We start from the raw sequence: 23,025 nt of genomic DNA, 5'->3' as shown, positions 1-23,025 counted from the left end.
GCAAGGTCAAGCACCCTCTTGACCTTGCCATATTGGGAAAGCCCATTGACCAACCCATGAACACCCAACTCACCATCGAGGGCATGACCTGCGCCGCCTGCGCCAGCCGGGTGGGCCGCGCCTTGCAAGCAGTGCCCGGCGTCACCCATGCCCATGTGAACCTGGCCACCGAGCGGGCCGAGATCACCGGCGATGTCACCCTCGCCACCCTGCTCGCGGCGGTGGAGGAGAGCGGCTACGGCGCCCATGCCTTCACCCCGGCCGAAGACCGTGCCGCCGCCCGCGCGGCCGAACAGCAAAGGCTGGGCCACGCCGCCGCCCTGGCCCTGGCGCTCGCCCTGCCGCTGCTGCTGCTGGAGATGAGCGGCCATCTGCTCCCCGCCATCCATCACTGGATCGCACACACCATCGGCCTGCCCGCCAGCCACATGATCCAGGGCGGCCTCGCCACCGCCATCCTCTTCGGCCCCGGGCTTCGCTTTTTCCGCCTCGGCCTGCCGGCGCTGTGGCGCCGCGCGCCGGATATGAACGCGCTGGTGGCCATCGGCGCCGGCGCCGCCTGGGTCTATTCCGCCGCCATCCTGGCCACCACGCCTGAGGAGGCGGTGTATTTCGAATCCGCCGGGGTGATCGTGGCCCTGGTGCTGCTCGGCCGCTGGCTGGAGGGCCGCGCCCGCGGCCGCACCTCGGGCGCCATCCGCGCCCTCTCCCGCCTGGCGCCGCGCACCGCCCGCCGGGCCGATGGCAGCGAGGTGGCGCTCGATACCTTGGTGCTGGGCGACGCCCTGCTCATCCGCCCGGGCGAGGCCATCCCCACCGATGGCACCGTGCTGACGGGGACAAGTTTTCTTGACCAATCCATGTTCACCGGCGAGCCCATGCCAGTGGCGCGCGGCCCCGGCGATGCGGTGCTGGGCGGCAGCGTGAACCAATCGGGAGCACTCACCATCCGGGTGGATAAGCTGGGTGGCGATACCCTCCTCGCCGGCGTCATCCGCATGGTAGAGGAGGCGCAGAACGCCCAGATGCCCATCCAGGCGCTGGTGGACCGCATCACGCTGTGGTTCGTCCCCGCGGTGATGGCGGTGGCCGCGCTCACCTTCGCCCTGTGGCTGGCCTTCGGCCCCTCGCTGGCGGTGGCGCTGACCCATGCGGTGGCGGTGCTGATCATTGCCTGCCCCTGCGCCATGGGCCTTGCCACCCCCACCTCCATCATGGTGGGCATGGGCCGCGCCGCCGCATTGGGCGTGCTGTTCCGCCATGGCGACGCCCTGCAGCGCCTGGCCGATGTGCAAGGTGTGGCCTTCGACAAGACCGGCACGCTGACCGAGGGCCACCCCGCCCTGATCGACACAAGGCCGGCGGAAGGCTTCACACCCGAAGCGCTGCTGCGCCTGGCCGCCGCCGTCGAGGCCCATAGCGAGCACCCCATCGCCCGCGCCATCCTCGCAGCCCACCCCAACCCGCTGCCGGCGCAGGGCTTCCTCGCCACCTCCGGCGAGGGTGCGGCGGCCGAGGTTGAGGGCCAGACCATCCGCCTAGGCTCGGCCGCCTATCTCCGCCGGGCCGGCATCAGCCCCGATGCGCTGGAGCCCATGGCGGCCGAGGCGGCGTCCCAAGGGCAAACCCCGGTCTTCATCGCCCTGGGCGAACAGGCAGCAGGGCTGCTGCTGGTGGCCGACCGGCTGCGCCCCAATACCGCCGAGGCCATCGCCCTGCTGCGCTCCCTGGGGTTGCGCCTGATGATCCTCAGTGGCGACCACCCCGCAACCGTTGCCGCCATGGCCCGCAGCCTGGGCATCGAGGAAGCGAAGGGCGGGCTGCTGCCGGCCGATAAGGTCGCCGCCCTGGCCGCCGCCCCCGGCTTCGCCTTCACCGGCGATGGCATCAATGACGCCCCGGCCCTGGCCGCAGCCTCGGTGGGCATCGCCATCGGCACCGGGACGGATATCGCCATCGACAGCGCCGATGTCGTGCTGATGGGCGATGATCTGAAAACCGTGGCCCAGGCCATCACGATATCGCGCGCCACCCTGGCCAATATCAAACAGAATTTGGCCTGGGCCTTCGCCTATAATGCCGCGCTGATCCCGGTTGCTGCCGGTGCATTGCAACTCCTTGGCGGGCCGGGACTTTCACCCATGTTAGCGGCGGGGGCGATGGGCTTCTCCAGCCTCTTCGTCCTGGGCAATGCATTACGTTTACGCGGGGTGAAACTATGAATATCGGACAGGCCGCACGCGCCACCGGGGTCTCGGCCAAGATGATCCGCTGGTATGAGCAGCAGGGCCTGGTCCCTGCCGCCACGCGCTCCGAGAGCAATTACCGGCATTATTCCGAAGGTGACCTGCATCGGCTGCGCTTCATCCGCCGCGCCCGCGACCTGGGCTTCTCCATCAAGCAAATCGCCGAGTTGCTGGCGTTGTGGAATGATCGCGGCCGGGCGAGCGCCGATGTGAAGGCGCTCGCACTGGGCCATGCTGCCGCCCTGCGCCAACGCATCCTGGAGTTGGAGGAGATGGTGCAAAGCCTGGGCCATCTGGCCGAGCATTGCCAGGGCGATGATCGGCCGGAATGCCCCATCCTGGAGCGGCTGGCCGCCCCTGTCGTGGCCTGATCAGCCCGCCATGGCGCTCCGGTCATCGCGCCGCTTCAGGGCGGCGATAACCGGCAGCGCCAGCAGCACCATCCAGGCCTTGCCAATCACCTGCCCGGCCAGGAAGTCCAGGTTGCCAAAGGCCAGCCAGAGAAACACCACACTATCCACCACGAGGCCGGCCACGCCGCTCAAAGCCACCGCCAGCACCAGGCCCCGCCGCGCCAGGGGGGTATAGACGGCCATATCCACCACCTCGCTCAACAGGAACGCCACGGCCGAGGCCACCACCAAAGCCGGCGGCGCGAGAAAGGCCGAAAGCCCCGCCCCGGCCACAATCGCCCCCATCGCCCAGCCCATCCCCAGCCGGCGCTGCACCACATCGCGCAACACCAGCGCCAGCCCCACCATCAGCACCCCCGAAGGTGCGGCAACCCCCGGCGCCACCGGCACCAGGCAAGGCCCATTGGGCACGCAATAGGTGCCAACATGGCCGATCAGCCAATTGGCGGCCGGAATGCAAAGCGCGAAACCGGCAAGGGCCCAAAAACCCTCGCGGCGGGCGATATCAATGTTCATGCCGCGCGGTATAAGCCTGCCAGCCCCGGGCGCGCAAGTCGCAAGCCGGGCAATGGCCACAACCATGCCCCCAAGGGTGACTGTCGCGCGCGCCCAGATAGCAGGAATGGCTCTCGGCGCGGATTAATTCCACCAGCGCCGCACCGCCCAGCCTCTCCGCCAGCCGCCAGGTGGCCGCCTTGTCCAGCCACATCAGCGGCGTGTGCAGCACAAGGCGCGTCGCCATGCCCAGATTGAGCGTGGCCTGCAATGATTTGAGCGTGTCGTCGCGGCAATCGGGATAGCCGGAGTAATCCGTCTCGCACATGCCACCCACCAGATGGCGAATGCCGCGCCGCGCGGCGAGTGCGGCGGCAAAGGTCAGGAAAATCAGGTTGCGCCCGGGCACGAAACTATTGGGCAGCCCATCCTCACGCAGCGCAATCTCGCGCGCCTCGGTGAGCGACGAGCCACCAATTTCTGCCAGGGTGGGGATATGCAGCGTATGGTCAGCCCCCAGCCGGGGCGAGGCCATGCCCCTGCGCAGCACCTCACGGCAGGAGAGTTCCACCACATGCCGCTGGCCATAATCAAAGCCCAGCGTCTCGACATGCTCAAACCGCTCCAGCGCCCAGGCGAGGCAGGTGGCGCTATCCTGGCCGCCGGAGAAGAGAACGAGGGCGGCGTTCATACCGGCAGCCGCGCCACAGCCCAGCGCGCCGCCTCGGCCAGCACCGGGTCAGCGCTCTCAGCATGGCGCTGCGCCGCCGGCCGCAGCCGCGCCTGGCCGGAATTGCCAATGCCGATCATCACATTGCGCAAAAACCGTCCAACCCCGATGCGCTTGATCGGCGAGCCGGAAAACCTCTCGCGGAAACTGGTATCATCCAGCATGGCCAATTCCTCCAGCGGTGGGTTTTTCGCCGCCTCGCGCGGCTGCAACGCCGCCTCCCGCGCCACGCGGGCGAATTTATTCCAGGGGCAGACCGCCAGGCAGTCATCGCAACCATAAATCCTATTGCCCATGGCGGCGCGAAATTCCTCCGGGATCGGCCCGGCATGCTCGATGGTGAGATAGGCGATGCAACGCCGCGCATCCAGCCGGTACGGGGCAGGGAAGGCCGCGGTCGGGCAGGCATCAAGGCAGGCGCGGCATTGGCCGCAATGATCGGCCTCGGGCGCATCGGCGGGCAGGGGCAGGGTGGTGAAAATCTCGCCCAGAAACAGCCAACTGCCATGCCCGCGCGCCACCAGATTGGTGTGCTTGCCCTGCCAGCCCAGCCCCGCCTGCTGCGCCAGCGGCTTTTCCGCCACCGGTGCTGTATCCACAAACACCTTCAACTGATGCTCGCGATATTCCCGAGCCATGAATTGCCCCAGCGCCTTGAGCTTTTTCTTCACCACATCATGGTAATCCCGCCCCTGGGCATAGACGCTGATGGCGCCATGCCCACCCCGCGCCAGTGCCGCCAAGGGGTCGCCTTCCGGCCCATAATTCAACCCGAGCGAGACCACGCTCACCACCTCGGGCCATAGGGCGCGCGGCTGGGCGCGCTGCTCGGCGCGGCGCTCCATCCATGCCATGGAGCCATGTTCGCCCGCCGCGAGATGATTGTTCAGCCGCAGCCGCACCGCATCAGGCAGCACCGCCTCGCAAAACCCCACCGCATCAAAGCCCTGGGCCCGTGCGGCGGCGGTGATGACGGATTTTGCCACCATGGCGGCATGGGCCGAATTGCGGTGTGGAGCCATGCGGGGCTTCTATCAGCTTGCCGCCGCCGCTGCCCAGCATGCGCCCCTAGCCCCCACCTTGCCCCGCGCGCCCGCTGCTGCAACATGTCGCCCCAGAACACCCACCACGGATACCAAAGCCCATGGATATCGCCACCCCCGCCACCACCAGCCGCACCGAAGCCCTTGCCCTGCGCTATGGCGCCGCCATCCCGGCCGCCGGCCCCTGGAACGAGCATATCGCGCTGCTGCTCAGCCACCGCTCCATCCGCGGCTATAAGCCCGACGCCCTGCCCAAAGGCACGCTGGAGACGCTGATCGCCGCCGCGCAATCCGCCGCCACCTCCTCCAACCTGCAAACCTGGTCGGCCATCGCCGTCACGGACCCCGCGAAAAAGGCCGAATTCGCCCGGCTGTCGAACAACCAAAAGCACATCATGCAGTGCCCGCTCTTTTTGGTGTTCCTCGCCGATGTCTCGCGCAACCAGCGCATGGCCGATGCCATGGGCGTCGAGATGGAGACCATGCCCTTCCTCGAGACCTTCCTGGTCGCCGCGATCGATGCCGCCCTCGCCGGGCAGAACGCCGTCATCGCCGCCGAATCGCTGGGCATGTCCACCGTCTATATCGGCGCGATGCGCAACAACCCCGCCGAGGTCGGCGCGCTGCTGAACCTGCCCCAGGGAACCATGGGCGTCTTCGGCCTTTGCGTGGGTTACGCGGCCGATGGCGTGGCCAATGCGGTCAAGCCCCGCCTGCCGCAAGAGGCCATCCTGTTCCACGACAGCTATGGCAATGCCGAAGAACCGGCGCTGGTAAAAGCCTATGACGAGGAAATGGCCGGCTTCTCCCGCCGCAGCGGCATGGGCGATGAAAACTGGTCCGGCCGGGTGCTGCTGCGCATGGGCAAACTCGCCGCGCTGAGCGGGCGCGACAAGATGGTCGCCGTGCTGCGCGGCATGGGCTTCCCGCTGAAGTAAAAAATACCGGGGCGCTGGGCTTTACCGCCTGGCGCCCCGCCGCTGCGCCGCCATCCGCGCCCCCGCATTCGCCGCGCCAAACCCGGCATAGCCGGCATCGCGCTCGACGAGTTCAAAGAAGAACCGCTCCTCGAAGGGCAGGGTATAGGCATGGCGGAAGCCTGCCCCTGAGCCATCCTGATCATAGAGCAGATGATGCGCCCGGAGTGCTTCCAGCCCAGCCTCATCCAAGTCCAGCCGCGCCCCGAGATCCTCGTAGTAATTTTCGGCAATTTCCAGCAGCGGCGCCCCTGCCATGCCCGCCACCGCTGCTGCGGCGTCGCGCACCGCGAAGGCGATATGATGCACCCCCGCCCCGGCATAGGCTGAGACGAAACGCCCCGTCCCTGTCCGGCTGCTTTCGCTGACATTGAGCGGCAGGCGCACCGCGCCATCCGCGCTCACCCAGGCGCGCGAGCGGACAATGCCAAAGGGGTCGGGCAATTCCCAGGGCGCATCCGGGGCGAGGCCCAGCACCGCACGATAAAACAGCGCGAAACCCTCGATCAATTCGGGCGAGAGCGCCTGTGCGACGTGATCCACCCCCATTGCGGCGCCGGGCGGCGTGGGCAGCAGATGGAAATCATCCTGCCAGATCGGCGCCGCCCCCGCCTGCACCAGATGCAGCAGCATGCCATCAGGCGCGCGGATGGCGGGGATATCGCGCTCCCCCGCGCCGCGTTTTTCGTGCCAGACGCTGCACAGCAGGGCGCGGGCGCGGGCCGCCAGCCGGACCGGGTCATCCACCAGCAGCGCCATGGCGCAGACCGTGGGGCCGGTCATCTGGAAGCGTTCCTGTGCTGCGCTATCGGGCTCGGCATTGAGCACCAGATTGGCCGCACCGGCCCGCCACAGCTCCACCTGCTTGGATTTATGCGTCCCCGCGTGATGAAAGCCCAGCGTGGCCAGATAGCCACCCAGCGCCTCGCGCGCCGCCTCATCCACCGCGAATTCAATGAATTCAATACCCGAAAGCCGCGGCAGCGCCGGCAGCGGCGCCAACCCCACCTGATCGGCCAACCAGATCAGGCTGCGCAGCCCATCGCGGGCAATGCGCCGTGCGGGGGCCGCGCGGAACTCATCATTGAACACTTCCAGCGAGAGCGGCCCGCCATAGCCCGCCTGCAACACCGCCCGGGTAAAACCCGCCACCGCCAGATCCCCCTGGCCGGGAAAATTGCGGAAATGCCGCGACCAACTGAGCACATCCATATCCAGCCGGGGCGCATCGGCGAGTTGGACGAAGAAGATCTTCTCCCCCGGCACATCAAGCCCTGCCAGATCATCGCCCAGTGCGAGGGTGTGGAAACTATCCAGCACCAGCCCCAGCGCAGGGTGGTCGCCCCTTTGCACAATGTCCCAGGCCTGGCGCCAGCGCTTCGTGTGGCGGCCCCAGGCCAGCGCCTCAAAACCCACGCGAAAGCCGCGCCTGGCCGCCCGCTCGGCCATCTCATGCAGATCAGCGGCGGCGCGGGCGGGGTCGTCGATGCAGGTGGCTTGGGTATTGCTGCAGACCAGAATCAGCCCGGCACCCAGCGCCGCCATGGTGTCGAATTTGCGCTCCGCCCGGTCCATATTCCGCGCTCGCAGCGGCGAAGGCATGGCCTCAAAATCGCGGAAGGGCTGAAAGAGCGAAATCTCCAGCCCCAGATCACGCGCCATCGCCCCCGCTTCGGAGGGCGAGCCCTCAAAGGTGAGGAGATCACTCTCGAAAATCTCCACCCCCTCAAAGCCGGCAGCGGCGGCGGCCTCCAACTTATCCGGCAGCGAGCCCGAGAGGCAGACAGTGGCGATGGCGCGTTTCATGGCTGCTCCCGGGTGAATACGCCTATTCCAGTGTGATGCCACGCGCGCGGATCAGCTCACCCCATTTGGCGCTCTCGGCGGTCAGATAGGCCGGGAAGGCCTCCGGCGTGCCGGGGGTGGGGATGATGGAACTCGCCCGCATCCGCCCCACCACATCGGCATCGGCCAGTGCCGCAGTCAGGCCACGGGAGAGCGTACGGATGATCGCATCCGGCGTGCCGGCCGGCGCCATCAGGGCGAAATCCGAGGTCGCCTCAAAGCCGGGGAAACCGCTCTCGGCGATGGTCGGCACGGCGGGCGCGAGCGGGTTGCGCGCCAGCGTCGAGACGCCGAGTGCGACAATCTGCCCCGCCTGCATCAGTGGCAGCGCCGTCACCGCATCAACCATGGCAAGCTGCACTTCATTGGTGATCAGCGCCTGCACCGCCGGCGCGCCGCCGCGATAGGTCACGTTCTGCACAGTGATGCCAGCGCCACGGAGGAACAATTCAGTCGCCAGATGCGCCGAGGAACCCGCCCCAGAGGAGGCATAGCTCATCTGCCCCGGCTGTGCCTTCGCCCGCGCCACGAAAGCGGCAATATCGCGCACCCCGCTCTGCGCATTGGTGCAGAGCATGATCGGCGAGATCGCCACCCGGCCGATGCCGACAAAGCCGCGATCATCATCATAGCCGCGCTGCGGGAAGAGATGGCGGCTCATGGCGAAGGTGGAGTTCACCCCCATCAGCAGGGTATGGCCATCCGGCCGCGCCCGGGCCACCGAGGCATGGCCCACCGTGCCCGAGGCACCGGGGCGATTATCCACCACAAAGCTGCCACCGAGTTGCGCCGTCAGCGCCTGGGCCACCAGGCGGCCCACGAAATCGGTCGAACCACCCGGCGCCCAAGCGACGACGATGGTAACGGGTCGGCTGCCCAGAAAGGCCTCCTGCGCGCTGGCGGGCAGGGCGAAAAGCCCCAGGCCCGCGGCAAGCTGACGGCGTGAAATGGCTGACATGGATTGCGCTCCGTTCCCTGGATGGATGTTCCTTGGCCCGACGATGTTACGTCGTTGACGTGTACGTACCGGTTGGTACATTAACCGTCAAGCACCAATACAATGCTGAGGAAGCCCATCATGCCCCCTTTGGCCGAGCGCGATGTCTTCGCCCCCGCCGCCCCCGGCACCATGCTGCTCGGGCTGATCGGCAGCGGCATTGCCGGCTCCCGCACGCCCGCCATGCATGTGGCCGAGGCGGCGGCGCAGGGTTTTGCCTCGGAATATCGCCGCATTGACCTCGATGTGCTGGGCTTGGGCGTCGAGGCCCTGCCGCAATTGCTCGATCACGCGCAGGCCGCGGGCTATCGCGGCCTGAACATCACCTATCCCGCCAAGCAGGCGGTCATCCCGCTGCTCGATGCGCTCTCCGACGTGGCGCGGGCGCTGGGTGCGGTGAACACCGTGGTCTTCGAGGCCGGGCGCCGTATGGGCCACAACACCGATGCCTCGGGCTTTGCCGCCGGCTTTCGCCTGCAATTGCCCGGTGCGGCGATGGGCCAGGTGGTGCAGATCGGCGCCGGCGGCGCAGGCGCTGCGGTGGCCCATGCCGTGCTCTCCATGGGGGCCGCGCAACTCACGATTTTCGACATGGATGATACCCGCGCGGCGGGCCTGGCCGCCAATCTCAACGCCCATTTCGGCCCCGGCCGCGCCGTGGCAGGCGCCGCGCTCGGCCCCGCCATCGCGGCAGCCCACGGCCTGGTGCATGCCACCCCCATGGGCATGGCCAAGCATCCCGGCCTACCCTTGCCGGCGGCGCTGCTGCGGGCCGATCTCTGGGTGGCCGAGGTGGTCTATGTGCCCATCGACACGGCGCTGCTCCAGGCCGCGCGCGCCCAGGGTGCCAGGGTGGCCGATGGCGGCGGCATGGCGGTCTATCAGGCGGCCGATGCCTTCCGCCACTTCACCGGGCGCGAACCCGATGCGGCGCGCATGCGCCAGGGTTTTCTCGCCGCGATCAGTCACCCGGGGCTGACATAGCGCGCCACAACCTCCACCAGCATCCCACGCTGCCGCGCTGCCACCGCGCCCAGGGTCAAATCCTCGCCAAATAGCGCCGCGAGGGTGTGGCGGTTGGAAACGCGGTGAAAGCTATGGCCGCTGATCAGCATATGCAGGTCCAGCGCCGCGATCCCCGGGCGAAACACCCCCTCGGCCACGCCACGGTCGAGCAGGCTTTGCAGCCCCTCCAGCACCGAAGCATTGCGGGCGATGATATTGGGCAGCAAAGCGAGATGCCGGGCGGAATGAATATTCTCCACCGCCACCAGCCGAACGAATTCGGGATGCGCGGCATGATAGTCAAAAGTCGTCTCCACCAGCCGCTTGAGCGCCGCCATGGGGGCGAGGCGGTCCAGATCCAGCGCCCGCTCGGCATCGCGAATGCCGCCATACAGCTCCTCCAGCACCGTGGCGTAGAGCTGCTCCTTGCCGCCGAAATAATAATAGATCATCCGCTTGGTGGTGGCGGTGCGCGCGGCGATCTCATCCACCCGGGCGCCGCTCAGCCCCTTATCGGCGAATTCCACGATGGCGGCATCAATAATGGCGCGGCGGGTCTGCTCCGGCGCGCGGCTGCGTTTTTCCATGGCGCAAGTTTGAACGAACCAGTGGGTTCATACCACCCCTGTGTTCAAGTCAGCGGCTGCTCCACCATCGCCACCGCCTGGCCCAAATCAACACTCAGCAGCCGCGAAACCCCCCGCTCCTGCATCGTCACGCCATAGAGCCGATGCATCCGCGCCATGGTCAGCGCGTGGTGGGTAATAATGAGAAAGCGGGTCGCGCCATCCTGCACCATGGCATCAAGCAGGTCGCAAAGCCGCTCGACATTCGCGTCATCCAGCGGCGCATCCACCTCATCGAGCACGCAAACCGGCGCCGGTTGGCAGCGAAACACCGCAAAGATGAGCGACAGCGCCGTCAGCGCCTGCTCGCCGCCTGAGAGCAGCGAGAGGGCAGAGAGCTTCTTGCCCGGCGGTTCGGCGAAAATCTCGAGGCCAGCCTCCAGCGGGTCCTCATTGCCGACGAGCGCAATATGCGCCCGGCCACCGCCGAAGAGTTTCTGGAACAGCGCCTGGAATTCCCGGTCCACCCGGTCGAACACCTCGCGCAGCCGCGCCCGCGCATCGCGGTTCAAATGCCCGATCGTGCCGCGCAGCTTGGCGATGGCGGCGGTGATCTCCTCCCGCTCGCGGGCGATATCGACCAGCCGCTGCTCCACCTCGGCCAATTCAATCTCAGCACGAAGATTGACCGGCCCCATCTCCTCCCGCTCACGGCTCAGCCGGTCGAGCTTGCGCCGGGCGCGCTCCTCGGCGGCCTCACCTGGGTCTTCGCCAGGGTCTGGCAGGCTGGCATCCTCACCCAGCCGTTCGATCACTCGGGCGGCTAGTGCCTGCCCGGCGGTCTGTGCCGCCTCCAGCGCCGCCTCGGCGCGCAGTTGGTTTTCGCGCGCAATGCTGAAGCCGGCATCGGCGTCACGCCTGGTATCAAGGGCAGCGCGTAGCCGGGCCTCGGCCGCATTCAACGCGGCCTGTGCCTCGGCATGCGCGGCCTCGGCGGCGGCGAGGTGGCGGGCGGCGGCATCGCGCTGGGCTGTGGCCTCTGAGGGCAAATCCGCCAGCCGCGCCACCTCGGCCACGGCGGCCTCGGCCCGCGCCTGCAGCCCCGTCACGCGGCCGGCCGCATCCTCCCGCCGAGCCGCCCAGCCGGCGCGCTCCTCAGCCAGGCTGGCGCGGCGGAGGGCCAGCCGCTCGCCCTCCGCTAGCAAGCTGGCGCGCTCGGCCCGGGCGGTGTTTTCGGCGCCGCGCACCTCGCTCAGCCTGCGCCTGGCCTGCTCCACCGCCTCGCGCGCGGTGGCGAGGTCCGGCAGCGCGGCCCGGGCAGCGCGCGAGGCCGCCAGCGAGGCCTCCGCCTCACGCCATTCCGCGCCCAGCCGCTCGCGCTGCGGCGCGAGAGCCGCAATACGCGCCGCCGCCGAGGCCGCGCGCGCCGCCAGCGCCGAGGCCGTGCCGCGCGCCTGTTCCAGCGCCGTCTCGGCCATGCGCCGGGCCTCGCGCGCCGCATGCTCCTCGGCCTGGGCCTGACGCAGGCCAAGGGCGGTGGCCGCCTGCGCCTGGGCCAGCGCGGCCATCTCCGGCAGCGCCGCCAGCGCCGCCCGGGCCGCGCGCAGCCCGGCCTCGGCCTCCTCGCTTTCCGCTGCCATTCGGGCGATTTGCGGCGCCAGCGCGGCCAGCCGGCCCTCCGCGGCGGCGTGGCGGGCGGCGATATCGGCCGCCATGCGCCGGGTTTCCCGCGCCGTGGCCTCGGCCTGATCGCGCGCGCTGCGGGCGGCGGCCTCGGCCTGAGCGGTTCTGTTTTCCTCGCGCTGGGCCGCGCTGCGGGCCTCCGCCGCCGCCGCCTCCGCCGCGCGCAGGGCGGAAAACTTCGCCTCGGCCTGCCGCAGCCGGGCCAATTGCTGCAGCCGCGCCGCCCCCGGATTGGGCCCACCGGCCGCCACCGTATGGCCATCCCAGCGCCAGAGCTTGCCCGCCCGGTCCACAAGGGATTGCCCAGCGGCCAGCGCCGCCTGCAATCCCGCGCCATCGCCCTCGATCAGCCCAATCTGCGACAAGGCCCGCGCCAATTCCGGCGGCGCCTGCACCAGATCAGCCAGCGCCGTCGCCCCCGCCGGCAGGGCGGCTGCCACGGCCAGCGGCGGCAAGGCGCGCCAATGCCGCGCCGCATGCGGGTCGCGCGCTGAATCCAAAGCCTCACCCAGCGCCGCCCCCAGCGCCGCTTCCAGCCCCTCGGGCACGGTGATGGCATCAATAATCGGCGCCGCATTGGCCGGGCGGGCCCCGGCTAGGGTGGCGCTCAGCCCCTCCACCTCAGCCGCGAGGCGGGTGACGGCGGCCTCAGCGGCGCTGGCCCCCTGGCGGGCGAGGCCCAGCGCCTCGGCCGCTTCCTGCCGGGCGGTGGCGGCCTCGCTCAGCGCCTGGGCGGTGGCGCGCGCTCCGGCCTCGGCCGCCTCCTGCGCTGCCTCGGCCTTGGCCAGGGCCTCGGCGGCCACGCGCTGCGCCAGCGCCTGCTCATGCTGGCGGGTGATGGCCTGGGCCTGATCGGCGGCGCGGCGGGCCCGCGCCTCGGCCGATTCCAACTCCCGCCGGGTCCGGGCGCGATTGGCCTCGGCATCCCCCATGGCCCGATTGGCCTCGGCCGCCTGGTTCGCCGCCTCGGCCCGGGCCGCCTCCGCCGCCTCCAGCCGGGCGCGGGCCTCGCGCTGCGCCACCCCGCGTGCCTCGCCCTCGGCCTCGGCTGTCGCCAGGGCTTCGGGTGGCACGGCGGTGGCCTCGGCGGCGGCGTGGTCGGCCTCCAGCCGGGCTTGCTGTTCGGCGAGCCGACGCGCCCGCTGCTCGGCAAAGGCGAGTTCGGCCGCCATCTGATTGGCCTGGGCGGCGGCCTGGGCGGCGGCGTCGGTGGCGATATTGGCCGCCTGCTCGCCCGCGCGCACCGCCTCCTCGGCCATGCTCAGCCGCGAAGTGGTATCCTCAACCCGGGCGGGCAGGGCAGCCAGGGCCTGGGCGGCGGCGGCATCCTCGCGCCCGGCGCGGGCCTCGGCCTGGGCGGCATCGGCGGCCATCGCCTCGGCATGGGCGAGGTCGGCGGCGATTTGCGTCGCCAAGGCCCGGGCGGCCTCGAGCGCGGCCTGGGCGCGGGCCAGGGCCGCTTCCACCCCTTCGGCCTCCAGCCTGCGGCGTTCGAGGGCAGTGCGCGCCTCGGCCTCGGCGGCGCGGGGGGCGGGCAGGGCCTGTTCGGCCTCATGCGCGGCGATGGTCGCGGCCTCGGCCTGGGCCTCCGCCCGGCGGGTCGCGGCCAAAGCGGCGCTGCGATTCTCCCCCGCGGCCTCCACCGCCATGCCGGCGCGCGCCACCATAAGGGCGAACATCGCCGCCTCGGCATCGCGCACCAGCCCCGAAAGGTTGCGGTAGCGGCTCGCCTGCTTTGCCTGCCGGCCAAGCGATTCGCGCATCGCCTCCAATTGCCCGGTCAGGTCATCGGCGCGCAGCAGGTTGTTCTCCGCCTGGCGCAGTTTCAGCTCCGCCTCGTGCCGCCGGGCCCGCAAGCCCGCAATGCCCGCCGCCTCCTCCAGCACCGCGCGCCGCTCCTCCGGCTTGGCCGCGATCAGCGTCGCCACCCGGCCCTGGCTGACCATGCCTGAGGCGCGCGGCCCGGAGGCCAGATCCGCAAACAGCGTTTGCACATCGCGCTGCCGGCTCTCACGCCCATTGATGCGATAGCCCGAGCCTTCGCCCCGGGTGATGCGCCGGGCTATCTCCAATTCATGCTCGCCATCGAGCGGTGCGGGGGCCACGCCCAGCGCATCCTCCAGGCTCAGCGTCACCTCGGCCAGGTTGCGCGCCGGGCGGGTGGCGGTGCCAGCGAAGATCACGTCATCCATCTCGCCGCCCCGTAGCGAGCGCGCGCTGCTCTCGCCCATCGCCCAGCGCAGCGCCTCCACCACATTGGATTTGCCGCAGCCATTGGGGCCGACAATGCCGGTCAGGCCCGGGCGAATCTCCACCGTGGTGGGCTCGGCGAAGCTCTTGAACCCGGCAATGCGCAGCCGCGCCAGCGTGGCCGAGACCGGTTTGCGTGCCGGCTCATCCGAAGGTTCCGGCGAAGGCTCGGGGAAGATATCGGTCGCGTGGGCCATCAGCCGGCGCGGGTCCGGCGCGAATCCTGAGGAGAGGGGCGTTCGGCCATGCCTGTATCTGCCCTGAGCCGGCCCCGAATGTCTATCGGAACCGCCGCCCTCAGCCCTCGATCACCCGCTTCGAGGTGATGCGCCGCGCCATGGCCTCACGCGCCAGGGTCTGGAATTCATCCACCGGCAGCAGCACGAATGCATCCCGCCCATGCCGGGTGAGCACCACGGCGCCGCGCAGGGCGGCGTCGATCAGCTTGGGCTGCGAGGTTTCCAACACGGCGATATCGGCGCGCGGCAGGGCTTCCAGCGCCTCCATCGGGTCGACATCCCGGGTGGGGCGCACCGCCTCATCGGGGTTGGCCGGGCGGCGGGACATCAGTCGAGCGCGGTGGCGGGGCCGGTGGGGCGGGCAGCTTGGTTCCAGGCCTGGCGGATCGCCTCGCTCACCGCCAACGGATCCGGCATGCCCCGCAGGACATGGATTTCCTCGCTCCGCCCCTCGGTCGCCTTCACCACCACATCGCCAATGCCGAACATCCGGTTCCAGATATTCTGCTTCACCACCACATCGCGGATGCGAAAGATTTCGACATCATCGCGCACCTTGTTCCAAAACCCCGATTCGATGACGATCCGCTCATTGGTCACCCGCACCCGCTGGCGCCCCAGAAAGGGAAGGCCCAAACACAGGATGGCCACGAAAATTCCCCATGCGCCGTAGGAACGCCTGCTCTCACGTGTTTCGACAATGACCTGCTCACTCATCCGCCGATACTCCACCATGGCGAGGCCAAGTAGGCATGGCTGGGCCATGCTCGCAACCATGATCCTGCTGGCCGGGACGGCCGAGGCGCAGCGCGCGCCCCCGCCGCGGCCCACATCAGCGGCGATGGAGGCGGCAAGGCGCTACCTCTGCCCGCATGGCGGCACGCCGCAGCGCGCGGTGAATGGCCGGCGCGGTGGGCGCTGCGTCCCCGCCACCGGCGGTTTTGGCGATGACAGTGAGGCGCGCGGCTGGGACACCGGCCTGCCCGCGCCCCATCGCGGCCAAATGCCCTGCCCGCCGGGCACCCAGCCAACCCCCTCCGCCCAGCCCGGGGCGGTGCGCTGCCTGCCGGATTAGTCCCCGCCTGATGGCCCTTCCGCCCAGGTCGTGGTTACATTGCGGCTTCGGAGGGACAACACATGCATATCACATTGGACGGCCGCACGGCCATGATCACCGGCGGCTCCAAGGGGTTGGGGCTGGCCATGGCGAAGATGTTCGCCGAATCGGGCGGCCATGTCGCCCTCGTCGCCCGCGGTGCCGAGGCGCTGGAGGCCGCGGCAGCCGAAATCCGCGCCGCAGCCCCGGGGGCCAAAGTGGTGACGGTGCCGGCCGATATCCGCACCGAGCAGGGCTGCGCCGATGCCGCGGCCGCCGCGATCGCCGGCCTCGGCCAGGTGGATATCCTGGTCAATAATGCCGGCACCTCGCAGCGCGGCCCCTTCCTCGAAATTTCCGAGGCGCTGTGGAAGGATGACCTGGACCTCAAGCTGATGGCCGCCATCCGCCTCTGCCGCGCCGTGCTGCCGGGCATGGCCGAGCGCAAATGGGGCCGGATCATCAATGTGCTCAATATCGGCGCCAAGGCGCCGGCGGCGACCTCCACGCCCACCTCGGTCAGCCGTGCGGCCGGCATGGCGCTGACCAAGGCGCTGGCCAATGAATACGCGCCGCATAATGTGCTGGTGAACGCCATGCTGGTCGGCATCATCGAGAGCGACCAATGGGTGCGCCGCCATGCCAGCGAGCAGCGCAACATCACCTGGGAGGAATGGAAGGCCGAGCAGGGCAAAACCGTCCCCCTCGGCCGCATGGGCTATGCGCATGAATTCGCCGCCCAAGCGCTGCTGCTGGCCAGCGAGATGGGCGGCTACATCACCGGCACCGCCATCAATGTCGATGGCGGGCGCAGCCCGGTGGTGTGAGTTGGCAGCCTGCTGAGAGACCAAGAGCGAGGGGCAACAAGATCGAGGGGCTTTGCCCCTCGAGCACCCCAGCAGGAGACTGAGTTTTCTGCACCTTCGTTAGATTGTTTATTTTGATAATTTTCAAAAGTTTGGGAAAATCGTCGACGTATATGTCGTCCCTGGTGGGAGGGCGCGGGAGGCCAAAGCCCTTTCGCTCTTTTCCCCCAACACAAGCGCTTCGCATCAGCCTCTTGGGCCAGAAGCCTTCAGGCCAGGCGTGGCGGCTTAACCCCCGCCACCCGGCACTGCACATCCAGCATTGCGGAAAAATCCAGGGCCCCATTGCCCTGGGCACGGGCGGCAGAAAACGCCTCGCGGGCCGCGGCAGCCACCGGCAGCGGCACCCGGGCGGCATTGGCCGCCTGCATGATCAGCGACAAATCCTTATGCGCCAGATCAATGGCAAAGCCGGGTGCTATGTCGCCCTTGAGCACCTTATTCGGCCAATTCACCTTCAACTGGCCATTGGTGGCGGTGGTGCCATGCAGCACCTCCAGCGTGGTTTCCAGGTTCAGGCCAAAGCCCTGGGAGAGTGACAGCGCCTCCGCATTCAATTGGCACAGGATGATGGCGGGGTAATTATTCACCAGCTTCGTGCGGGTGCCGCTGCCAGGGCCGCCGCAATGATGGATCGTGGTGCCCATCGCCTCCAGCAGCGGTTTCGCCCGGGCGAAATCAGCATCCGAGGCGCCGACCATAAACAGGCTCTCGCCCCGATCCGCATGCGCGGCCAGGCGGCCCACCGGGGCATCGACAAAGCCCACCCCCTTCGCCGCCGCTGTCGCCGCCAGGGCGTCCGTCGTCTCGGGGTCAACAGTGGACATGTCGATCAGCAGGCTGCCCGGCGCCATATGCTCCAACAGCGTGGCGGCGGTGGCCGAAACCTCCTTGGGCCCCGGCAGCATGGTGATGGCAATGCTGCTCGCCCGCCCCAGCGCCGCCACATCGGCGGCCGCCTCGGCGCCCAACTCCATCAGCGCCGCCACCGGCTTGGGATTCAGGTCATAGACCATCATGGCGAATTGCTTGCGGCGAATATTGCTCGCCATGCCACGGCCCATATTGCCCAGGCCGATAAAGCCGATCTTTTCCATGACGTTCCCTCTGCTTTGCAGCAACAATCAGTTGCATGGGGCATCGGGGCGTGCAACCTCGCCAATCAAGCCCTCCGGTAAGGAATTAAGCCTTGATCCGTCGTCATATTCTCGCAGCCAGCGCGGTGGCACCCATGCTGGCGATCCCGGCCCTCACCCATGCCCAGACGCGCATCCGCTGGCGCATGCCCGGCAGCTACCCAAAAAACCTCGACACGATCTATGGCGGGATGGAGCGCATCGCCCGCCGCGTGCGGGAGATGACCGATGGCGCCTTCGAGATCACCCCCTTCGGCCCGGGCGAATTGGTGCCGGCGCTGCAGGTGATGGATGCGGTGGCCAGCGGCAGCGTGGAATGCGGCTATACCCCGGCCAGCTACTATATCGGCAAGGATCCGGCGCTATGCATCGGCACCGGCCTGCCCTTTGGCATGAACTCGCGGCAAACCTGGTCCTGGCTGCAGGATGGCGGCGGGCGCGAGGCGCTGCGCGAGGTCTATCGTGACCAGGGGGTAATCGCCATTCCCGCCGGCAATACCGGCGCACAGATGGGCGGCTGGTTCCGGGAGGAAATCAAAGATGTCGATGACCTCAATGGCCTGAAATTCCGCATCGCCGGCTTTGGTGGCCAAATTCTCGCCCGCCTGGGCGTGGTGCCGCAATTGATCAGCGGCGGCGATGTCTACCCCGCCCTTGAGCGCGGGGTGATCGACGCCGCGGAATGGGCCGGCCCCTACGATGACGAAAAACTCGGTTTCCAGCGCGTGGCGCGATATTATTACGCGCCGGGTTGGTGGGAATACGCCCCCTCGCTCGACCTCATGATCAACCCCGCCGCCTACGAGGCGCTGCCCAGCCATTACAAGGCCATCCTCGAGGAGGCCTGCGCCGGCACCTGGCATGCGATGATGGCGCGCTATGACAGCCAAAACCCCACAGCGCTGCGCCGCCTGATCGCTTCAGGCACGCAACTGCGCTTCTTCCCCCGCGATGTGCTGATGGCCTGCTACCGCGCCACCCAGGAATTCTACGCCGAAATGGGGGCCGCCAATCCGCGATTCGGCCGCATCCGCCAGGGCTGGGAGGCCTATCGCCGCGACCAGGCGCAATGGTTCCGCCTGTCTGAGGACAGTATCGCGAATTTTCTCGCGCTCGCCAGCCAACAGCGCTGAGCCAAGCGCTCACCCGGAGGCTACAATAATCCCAGTTGCGCATCAATGCACTCCCGCGCAAGCTTGGAACATAGGAAACCAACGAGGAATTGCCCCATGGATCGTCGCAATATTCTGGCCGCCGGTGCGGTGGCCCCCATTCTGGCCATGCCGGCCATCACCCATGCCCAGACGCGCATCCGCTGGCGCATGCCCGGCAGCTTCCCCAAGAGCCTGGACACGCTCTATGGCGCGCATGAGCGCATCTGCCGCCGCGTGCGCGAAATGACCGATGGCGCCTTCGAGATCACCCCCTTCGGCCCGGGCGAGGTGGTGCCCGCGCTGCAGGTGATGGATGCCGTGGGCAATGGCAGCGTCGAATGCGGCTATACCTCGGCCTATTACTATCTCGGCAAGGACCCCTCGCTGTGCATCGCGACCTGCCTGCCCTTTGGCATGTCGTCGCGCCAGCTCTGGTCCTGGCTGCAGGAGGGCGGTGGCAAGCAGGCCCTGGCCGAGGTCTATCGTGACCAGGGCGTGGTCGGCATTCCCGCCGGCAATACCGGCGCTCAGATGGGCGGCTGGTACCGGCGCGAGATCAACTCGGTGGCCGACCTGCAAGGGCTGAAATTCCGCATTGCCGGCTTCGGCGGCAATATCCTGCAAAAGCTCGGTGTGGTGCCGCAGCTCATCGGCGGCGGCGATATCTACCCCTCCCTGGAACGCGGCGTGATCGATGGCGCCGAATGGGTCGGCCCGTATGATGACGAAAAGCTGGGCTTCCAGCGCGTTGCACGCTTCTATTACGCCCCGGGCTGGTGGGAATACGCCCCCTCCATCGACATGATGGTGAACCCCGCTGCCTATGAGGCGCTGCCGAGCCATTACAAGGCGATCCTCGAGGCCGCCTGCTCCGAAACCTGGCACTGGATGATGGCGCGTTATGACAGCCTCAACCCCACCGCGCTGCGCCGGCTGATCGCGGCGGGCACCCAGCTTCGCCTTTTCCCGCGTGAGGTGCTCAATGCCAGCTACCGCGCCACGCAGGAATTCTACGCTGAGGTGGGTGCTGCCAATCCGCGCTTCCGCCGCATCCATCAGACCTGGGATGCCTATCGCCTCGATCAGACGCAATGGTTCCGCATTGCCGAGGACACCCAGGCGAACTTCCTGGCCGCCGCCAGCGCCGCGGCACGCTGAGGCCGCACCCCCGCCAGGGCCACCCAGGCCCTGGCGGGAAGCAGCCGATACTTAGTTACCCACCCGCACCAGCCGCAGCGGGAAGCCATTATCAGCCTGCTGCTGCAGCGTGATATTGCTGCGCGAAGCCCAAACCACCTGCTGCTGGTGCAGCGGGATATAGGCCACATCCTCCTGCAACAGTCGGCTCGCCTCAGTAATCAACGCCTGCCGCCGCGCTGGGGTGGTCTCCACCTCGATCTGGCTCACCAGCGCATCGAAGCGCGGGTTGGAATAGCCGCCATTGTTGAACACCCCGCGCGTGCCATCGCGCGTGCCCGCCAGGTTGAACAGCGCGTTCTGCGCGTCATAAGTATTGGGCGTCCAGCCCAGCAGATAGAAGCTGGTATTGTAGCGCGGGCCATTCACCTCGGCGAAGAAGCGCACCCGGGTCTGCGCATTGAGCGTCACGCGCACGCCAATCCGCGCCAGCATGGAGACGACGGCGGTGCAGATCGCCTCGTCATTCACATAGCGGTCATTCGGGCAATCGAGGGTGACGCCAAAGCCATTGGGATAGCCCGCCTCGGCCAGCAGGCGGCGGGCACCTTCAAGATCCACCGCCGGGCGGGTGTCATTGGCCTCGACGAAGCCATTCACCCCGGGGCCAAAAATCTGCCCGGTCGGCCGCGCCTGGCCGCGCATCACCCGGGTGCGGATCGCCTCGATATCGATCGCCTGATACATCGCCCGGCGCACCCGCACATCCTGGAAGGGGTTGCGGCCGCGCACATCGCTCTTCAGCAATTCGGGGCGCATCTGGTCCATGCCCAGATAGATGGTGCGCAATTCCGGCCCCTGGATGATGCGCAGATTCGGCGTGCGGCCAATGCGCTCCATATCCTGCGGCGGCACGGTGTAGATCATATCCACCTCACCGCTCAGCAGCGCCGCCACGCGGGTCGCGTCATTGGCAATGACGTTGAACTCCACCCGGGTCAGATTGTGCTCGGGCCGGTCCCACCAGAGCGGGTTCGGGGCGAGAACGGTGCGCCGATCCGGCTCGCGGCTCACCAGCACGAAGGGGCCGGTGCCCATGGCGTTGCGCGTCGCAAAATTTTCCTCGCGTGAGGTCAGGTCAGCCACGCGCGCCGCATTGTTCCGCTCCAGCCAGGCCTTGGACATGATGCCAAAGCTGGTCAATTCCTCGGGCAGGATGGGGCTGGGGTTGCGGGTGACGAGGTCCACGGTGAAGTCATCGACCTTGCGCACCTCAGCCACGGCAGCGAAATACGCTGCGACATTGGAGCCTGGGCCCCGGGCGCGGGCGATGGAGAACACCACATCCTCGGCCGTCAGCGGCGAGCCATCCGAGAAGCGCACATTGCGGCGGATATGGAAGCGCCAGGTCAGCGGGTTCACCTGCTCCCAACGCTCGGCCAGCGCGGCCTGAAGGCGCAGCTCCCGGTCGCTCCGCAGCAGCGGCTCATAGATATTGGCGTTGAAGGTCAGCAGAAAGGTTTCGGACCGGGTATAGGGGTCCATCGAATTGACGTCACCGTCATTTGCCCAACGGAAGACATTGGCATTGGCGATGCCAGCCAGCATTGTGCCCGCCAGGAGGGCGGCGGCAAAGATTTTACGCATGGATGTTTGACCTGTCGCTGTTTCGGTGGGACCCAGGCTAGAGCATATTGCCCCAGCCTGGAAATACCGCCGCCGCGAATCACTAACGGCCAAAATGCCCGCCCCGGCCTGGGCCGGGCTATGGCTTTTCCCCTCAGGCTGCGCGCAGCGCTTTGGGCAATTCAGTCACCGCCTGGTCGATCATCGCCGCGTCATCCTCAGCCGAGAAGGTCTCGGCGATGAGGCTGCGTGCGGCGATCGTGGCCACTTCGGCCGCGGCAGAGCGCACCTCGGCCACGGCAGAGGCCTCGGCCGCGGCAATGCGGTCCATGGCCATTTTCTCGCGCCGGGCGGCCTGCGCCAGGGCATCGGCCGCGGCATTGGCGGCCACACGCTCGGCCTCGGACTTGGCACGTTCAATCATGGCGGCAGCTTCCGCCATCGCCGCCTGACGCTCAGCCTCGGCCTTGCGCAGCATCTCCTCAGCCTCATGGCGAAGGCGTGCCGCCTCGGCCAATTCGGCTGCAATGCGCTGCCCGCGGCCATCGAGCATTGCGGTCAATTCCCCCCAGGCAAATTTAATCGCCAGGGCGGCAAAGATCGTGAAGCTGGCCGCAACCCAAAATTTAGGGTCAAGCCAGAAATGTTCGTAATGGTGATGCATCAGAGGCTCCCACGCGCGCTGAGCGCACGGCCCACGGCGCCATCCACTGCCGCCGCATCGGCACGGCCGACAAGGCGGGTGACAAGGGCGGTCGCGGTATCGGTGGCAACGCTGCGCAGCGAGGCCATGGCGGCATCGCGCGAGGCGCTGATCCGGCCCTCGGCCGCGGTGATCTGCTCAGCCAGGCGGGCATTGAGAACCTCAGCCTGGGCCTGAGCCTGGGCATTGGCCTGTTGCACGGCGGCGGCAATAGCGGATTGTGCCTTGGCCCGGGCCTTGGCGGTCGCCGCCTGCAACTCTGCCATAGCGGCATCGGCCGAGAGCTTGGACGCACGCGCGGCGTCAAGGTCGGCCGCGATCCGTTGGGCGCGGTCTTCCAGCACCGTGGCCACCTGCGGCAGCACATAGCTGTTCAGGATAAAGTAAAGGCCGCCGAAGATGACCAGCAGCCATACGGCCTGCGCCAGCACCATCGGGTTGGCGAAATCGAGCTGCGGCATCGCGCCCTCCCTGTTCGAATGATGGGGCGGGGGCCCGCCGGCGGCGGCCCCCCAAGCCGGATCAGGCGAAGAGGATGAGGAAGGCGATCAGCAGAGCGAAGAGCGCCACCGCTTCCGTCAGCGCAAAGCCCAGAATGCCGATCGGGAAGACGGCGTCACGGGCGGCGGGGTTACGCGCCACGCTGGTGATCAGCGAGGAGAAGATGTTGCCGATGCCCAGGCCAACACCGAACAGGGCGATCACGGCGATACCGGCGCCAAGCGCCTTCGCGGCTGCAACTTCCATGGTCTCAATCCTTCTTGTCAGATTATCTGTGGTTAAAATGGCTGCCCGAGTGAGTGGCCTGCGTTAGTGCA

General features: G+C 68.1%; 22 protein-coding genes. 8 read left to right on the top strand and 14 right to left on the bottom strand.

The features are described from left to right. Window positions 1-56 precede the first annotated feature (56 nt). Window positions 57-2,222 carry a heavy metal translocating P-type ATPase gene (locus ABWP84_RS01810; RefSeq protein ID WP_353210281.1) on the top strand — a complete coding sequence of 722 codons (2,166 nt, stop codon included), beginning with the start codon at window positions 57-59 and terminating at the stop codon, window positions 2,220-2,222. Continuing rightward, on the top strand, window positions 2,219-2,617 hold the full coding sequence (cueR, locus tag ABWP84_RS01805) for a Cu(I)-responsive transcriptional regulator (protein WP_353210280.1): 399 nt from the start codon (window positions 2,219-2,221) through the stop codon (window positions 2,615-2,617). Before ABWP84_RS01810 ends, cueR begins: the two co-directional genes overlap by 4 nt. Here cueR and ABWP84_RS01800 read toward each other — a convergent pair whose 3' ends face one another. Genes ABWP84_RS01800 through queG form a run of 3 tightly spaced genes read right to left on the bottom strand, consistent with a single transcriptional unit; the run spans window position 2,618 to window position 4,906 of the window. Further along, window positions 2,618-3,175: a VUT family protein gene (locus tag ABWP84_RS01800; protein WP_353210279.1), complete on the bottom strand. Its 558-nt coding sequence runs from the start codon at window positions 3,173-3,175 to the stop codon at window positions 2,618-2,620. Then, window positions 3,165-3,845 (bottom strand): 7-cyano-7-deazaguanine synthase QueC, encoded by a 681-nt coding sequence (gene queC, locus ABWP84_RS01795; protein WP_353210278.1) that lies wholly within the window; start codon window positions 3,843-3,845, stop codon window positions 3,165-3,167. Before queC ends, ABWP84_RS01800 begins: the two co-directional genes overlap by 11 nt. Next, entirely contained in the window at window positions 3,842-4,906 is a 1,065-nt protein-coding gene (queG, locus tag ABWP84_RS01790; RefSeq protein ID WP_408904228.1) for a tRNA epoxyqueuosine(34) reductase QueG, read from the bottom strand. Before queG ends, queC begins: the two co-directional genes overlap by 4 nt. A gap of 122 nt (window positions 4,907-5,028) precedes the next feature. Between queG and ABWP84_RS01785 the strand changes: the two genes are divergently transcribed. Continuing rightward, window positions 5,029-5,865, top strand: a complete 837-nt coding sequence (locus ABWP84_RS01785) for an NADPH-dependent oxidoreductase (protein WP_353210277.1) — start codon at window positions 5,029-5,031, stop codon at window positions 5,863-5,865. Window positions 5,866-5,886: 21 nt separating this feature from the next. Here the strand turns inward: ABWP84_RS01785 and ABWP84_RS01780 are convergent, their stop codons facing one another. Then, complete coding sequence (locus ABWP84_RS01780; protein WP_353210276.1) at window positions 5,887-7,710, bottom strand: TIM barrel protein; 1,824 nt, start codon at window positions 7,708-7,710, stop codon at window positions 5,887-5,889. A 22-nt stretch (window positions 7,711-7,732) separates the two neighbouring features. Next, window positions 7,733-8,707 (bottom strand): tripartite tricarboxylate transporter substrate binding protein, encoded by a 975-nt coding sequence (locus tag ABWP84_RS01775; protein ID WP_353210275.1) that lies wholly within the window; start codon window positions 8,705-8,707, stop codon window positions 7,733-7,735. Window positions 8,708-8,827: 120 nt separating this feature from the next. On the opposite strand from ABWP84_RS01775, the gene ABWP84_RS01770 reads away from it, so the two are divergent. Continuing rightward, window positions 8,828-9,730 carry a shikimate dehydrogenase gene (locus ABWP84_RS01770; protein WP_353210274.1) on the top strand — a complete coding sequence of 301 codons (903 nt, stop codon included), beginning with the start codon at window positions 8,828-8,830 and terminating at the stop codon, window positions 9,728-9,730. Here the strand turns inward: ABWP84_RS01770 and ABWP84_RS01765 are convergent. From ABWP84_RS01765 to ABWP84_RS01750, 4 genes are all read right to left on the bottom strand, one after another. Beyond that, window positions 9,712-10,338 (bottom strand): TetR family transcriptional regulator, encoded by a 627-nt coding sequence (locus ABWP84_RS01765; RefSeq protein WP_353210273.1) that lies wholly within the window; start codon window positions 10,336-10,338, stop codon window positions 9,712-9,714. The two genes, ABWP84_RS01770 and ABWP84_RS01765, sit on opposite strands and share 19 nt — an antisense overlap. Before the next feature lie 44 nt (window positions 10,339-10,382). Beyond that, window positions 10,383-14,447: an AAA family ATPase gene (locus ABWP84_RS01760; RefSeq protein ID WP_353210272.1), complete on the bottom strand. Its 4,065-nt coding sequence runs from the start codon at window positions 14,445-14,447 to the stop codon at window positions 10,383-10,385. Between the two features lie 100 nt (window positions 14,448-14,547). Continuing rightward, entirely contained in the window at window positions 14,548-14,817 is a 270-nt protein-coding gene (locus tag ABWP84_RS01755) for a hypothetical protein (RefSeq protein ID WP_353210271.1), read from the bottom strand. Further along, on the bottom strand, window positions 14,817-15,254 hold the full coding sequence (locus ABWP84_RS01750; protein WP_353210270.1) for a PH domain-containing protein: 438 nt from the start codon (window positions 15,252-15,254) through the stop codon (window positions 14,817-14,819). The genes ABWP84_RS01755 and ABWP84_RS01750 overlap by 1 nt, the downstream gene beginning before the upstream one ends. On the opposite strand from ABWP84_RS01750, the gene ABWP84_RS01745 reads away from it, so the two are divergent. Next, window positions 15,253-15,564 carry a hypothetical protein gene (locus ABWP84_RS01745; protein ID WP_353210269.1) on the top strand — a complete coding sequence of 104 codons (312 nt, stop codon included), beginning with the start codon at window positions 15,253-15,255 and terminating at the stop codon, window positions 15,562-15,564. The two genes, ABWP84_RS01750 and ABWP84_RS01745, sit on opposite strands and share 2 nt — an antisense overlap. A gap of 62 nt (window positions 15,565-15,626) precedes the next feature. Further along, a complete protein-coding gene (locus tag ABWP84_RS01740) occupies window positions 15,627-16,412 on the top strand; it encodes an SDR family NAD(P)-dependent oxidoreductase (protein WP_353210268.1) in 786 nt (261 codons plus the stop codon). Between the two features lie 248 nt (window positions 16,413-16,660). Here the strand turns inward: ABWP84_RS01740 and ABWP84_RS01735 are convergent, their stop codons facing one another. Further along, complete coding sequence (locus tag ABWP84_RS01735; RefSeq protein ID WP_353210267.1) at window positions 16,661-17,548, bottom strand: NAD(P)-binding domain-containing protein; 888 nt, start codon at window positions 17,546-17,548, stop codon at window positions 16,661-16,663. A 92-nt stretch (window positions 17,549-17,640) separates the two neighbouring features. On the opposite strand from ABWP84_RS01735, the gene ABWP84_RS01730 reads away from it, so the two are divergent. Together ABWP84_RS01730 and ABWP84_RS01725 are read left to right on the top strand one after the other, a co-directional pair. Then, entirely contained in the window at window positions 17,641-18,720 is a 1,080-nt protein-coding gene (locus ABWP84_RS01730; RefSeq protein WP_353210266.1) for a TRAP transporter substrate-binding protein DctP, read from the top strand. A gap of 96 nt (window positions 18,721-18,816) precedes the next feature. Continuing rightward, a complete protein-coding gene (locus ABWP84_RS01725) occupies window positions 18,817-19,899 on the top strand; it encodes an ABC transporter substrate-binding protein (RefSeq protein WP_353210265.1) in 1,083 nt (360 codons plus the stop codon). Between the two features lie 51 nt (window positions 19,900-19,950). Here ABWP84_RS01725 and ABWP84_RS01720 read toward each other — a convergent pair whose 3' ends face one another. The 4 genes from ABWP84_RS01720 to ABWP84_RS01705 form a co-directional block, all read right to left on the bottom strand. Next, complete coding sequence (locus tag ABWP84_RS01720; protein WP_353210264.1) at window positions 19,951-21,525, bottom strand: ABC transporter substrate-binding protein; 1,575 nt, start codon at window positions 21,523-21,525, stop codon at window positions 19,951-19,953. A gap of 133 nt (window positions 21,526-21,658) precedes the next feature. Continuing rightward, window positions 21,659-22,168: a F0F1 ATP synthase subunit B gene (locus ABWP84_RS01715; RefSeq protein WP_353210263.1), complete on the bottom strand. Its 510-nt coding sequence runs from the start codon at window positions 22,166-22,168 to the stop codon at window positions 21,659-21,661. Beyond that, window positions 22,168-22,668, bottom strand: a complete 501-nt coding sequence (locus ABWP84_RS01710) for a F0F1 ATP synthase subunit B' (protein ID WP_353210262.1) — start codon at window positions 22,666-22,668, stop codon at window positions 22,168-22,170. The genes ABWP84_RS01715 and ABWP84_RS01710 overlap by 1 nt, the downstream gene beginning before the upstream one ends. Before the next feature lie 61 nt (window positions 22,669-22,729). Next, window positions 22,730-22,954, bottom strand: a complete 225-nt coding sequence (locus ABWP84_RS01705; protein WP_131546781.1) for an ATP synthase subunit C family protein — start codon at window positions 22,952-22,954, stop codon at window positions 22,730-22,732. Between the last annotated feature and the right edge of the window lie 71 nt (window positions 22,955-23,025).

The organism is Rhodovarius sp., assembly GCF_040399605.1.
GTDB lineage: Bacteria > Pseudomonadota > Alphaproteobacteria > Acetobacterales > Acetobacteraceae > Rhodovarius > Rhodovarius crocodyli_A.
Note: the sequence above shows the minus strand (reverse complement) of the source record. Positions and strands in the feature narration are given on the sequence as shown.

Bases quoted from the DNA above. Each gene is read 5' to 3' on its own strand.
- ABWP84_RS01810 (WP_353210281.1), top strand. From the start codon at position 57: ATGAACACCCAACTCACCATCGAGGGCATGACCTGCGCCGCCTGCGCC.
- cueR (WP_353210280.1), top strand. From the start codon at position 2,219: ATGAATATCGGACAGGCCGCACGCGCCACCGGGGTCTCGGCCAAGATG.
- ABWP84_RS01800 (WP_353210279.1), bottom strand. From the start codon at position 3,175: ATGAACATTGATATCGCCCGCCGCGAGGGTTTTTGGGCCCTTGCCGGT.
- queC (WP_353210278.1), bottom strand. From the start codon at position 3,845: ATGAACGCCGCCCTCGTTCTCTTCTCCGGCGGCCAGGATAGCGCCACC.
- queG (WP_408904228.1), bottom strand. From the start codon at position 4,906: ATGGCTCCACACCGCAATTCGGCCCATGCCGCCATGGTGGCAAAATCC.
- ABWP84_RS01785 (WP_353210277.1), top strand. From the start codon at position 5,029: ATGGATATCGCCACCCCCGCCACCACCAGCCGCACCGAAGCCCTTGCC.
- ABWP84_RS01780 (WP_353210276.1), bottom strand. From the start codon at position 7,710: ATGAAACGCGCCATCGCCACTGTCTGCCTCTCGGGCTCGCTGCCGGAT.
- ABWP84_RS01775 (WP_353210275.1), bottom strand. From the start codon at position 8,707: ATGTCAGCCATTTCACGCCGTCAGCTTGCCGCGGGCCTGGGGCTTTTC.
- ABWP84_RS01770 (WP_353210274.1), top strand. From the start codon at position 8,828: ATGCCCCCTTTGGCCGAGCGCGATGTCTTCGCCCCCGCCGCCCCCGGC.
- ABWP84_RS01765 (WP_353210273.1), bottom strand. From the start codon at position 10,338: ATGGAAAAACGCAGCCGCGCGCCGGAGCAGACCCGCCGCGCCATTATT.
- ABWP84_RS01760 (WP_353210272.1), bottom strand. From the start codon at position 14,447: ATGGCCCACGCGACCGATATCTTCCCCGAGCCTTCGCCGGAACCTTCG.
- ABWP84_RS01755 (WP_353210271.1), bottom strand. From the start codon at position 14,817: ATGTCCCGCCGCCCGGCCAACCCCGATGAGGCGGTGCGCCCCACCCGG.
- ABWP84_RS01745 (WP_353210269.1), top strand. From the start codon at position 15,253: ATGCTCGCAACCATGATCCTGCTGGCCGGGACGGCCGAGGCGCAGCGC.
- ABWP84_RS01750 (WP_353210270.1), bottom strand. From the start codon at position 15,254: ATGGCCCAGCCATGCCTACTTGGCCTCGCCATGGTGGAGTATCGGCGG.
- ABWP84_RS01740 (WP_353210268.1), top strand. From the start codon at position 15,627: ATGCATATCACATTGGACGGCCGCACGGCCATGATCACCGGCGGCTCC.
- ABWP84_RS01735 (WP_353210267.1), bottom strand. From the start codon at position 17,548: ATGGAAAAGATCGGCTTTATCGGCCTGGGCAATATGGGCCGTGGCATG.
- ABWP84_RS01725 (WP_353210265.1), top strand. From the start codon at position 18,817: ATGGATCGTCGCAATATTCTGGCCGCCGGTGCGGTGGCCCCCATTCTG.
- ABWP84_RS01720 (WP_353210264.1), bottom strand. From the start codon at position 21,525: ATGCGTAAAATCTTTGCCGCCGCCCTCCTGGCGGGCACAATGCTGGCT.
- ABWP84_RS01715 (WP_353210263.1), bottom strand. From the start codon at position 22,168: ATGCATCACCATTACGAACATTTCTGGCTTGACCCTAAATTTTGGGTT.
- ABWP84_RS01710 (WP_353210262.1), bottom strand. From the start codon at position 22,668: ATGCCGCAGCTCGATTTCGCCAACCCGATGGTGCTGGCGCAGGCCGTA.
- ABWP84_RS01705 (WP_131546781.1), bottom strand. From the start codon at position 22,954: ATGGAAGTTGCAGCCGCGAAGGCGCTTGGCGCCGGTATCGCCGTGATC.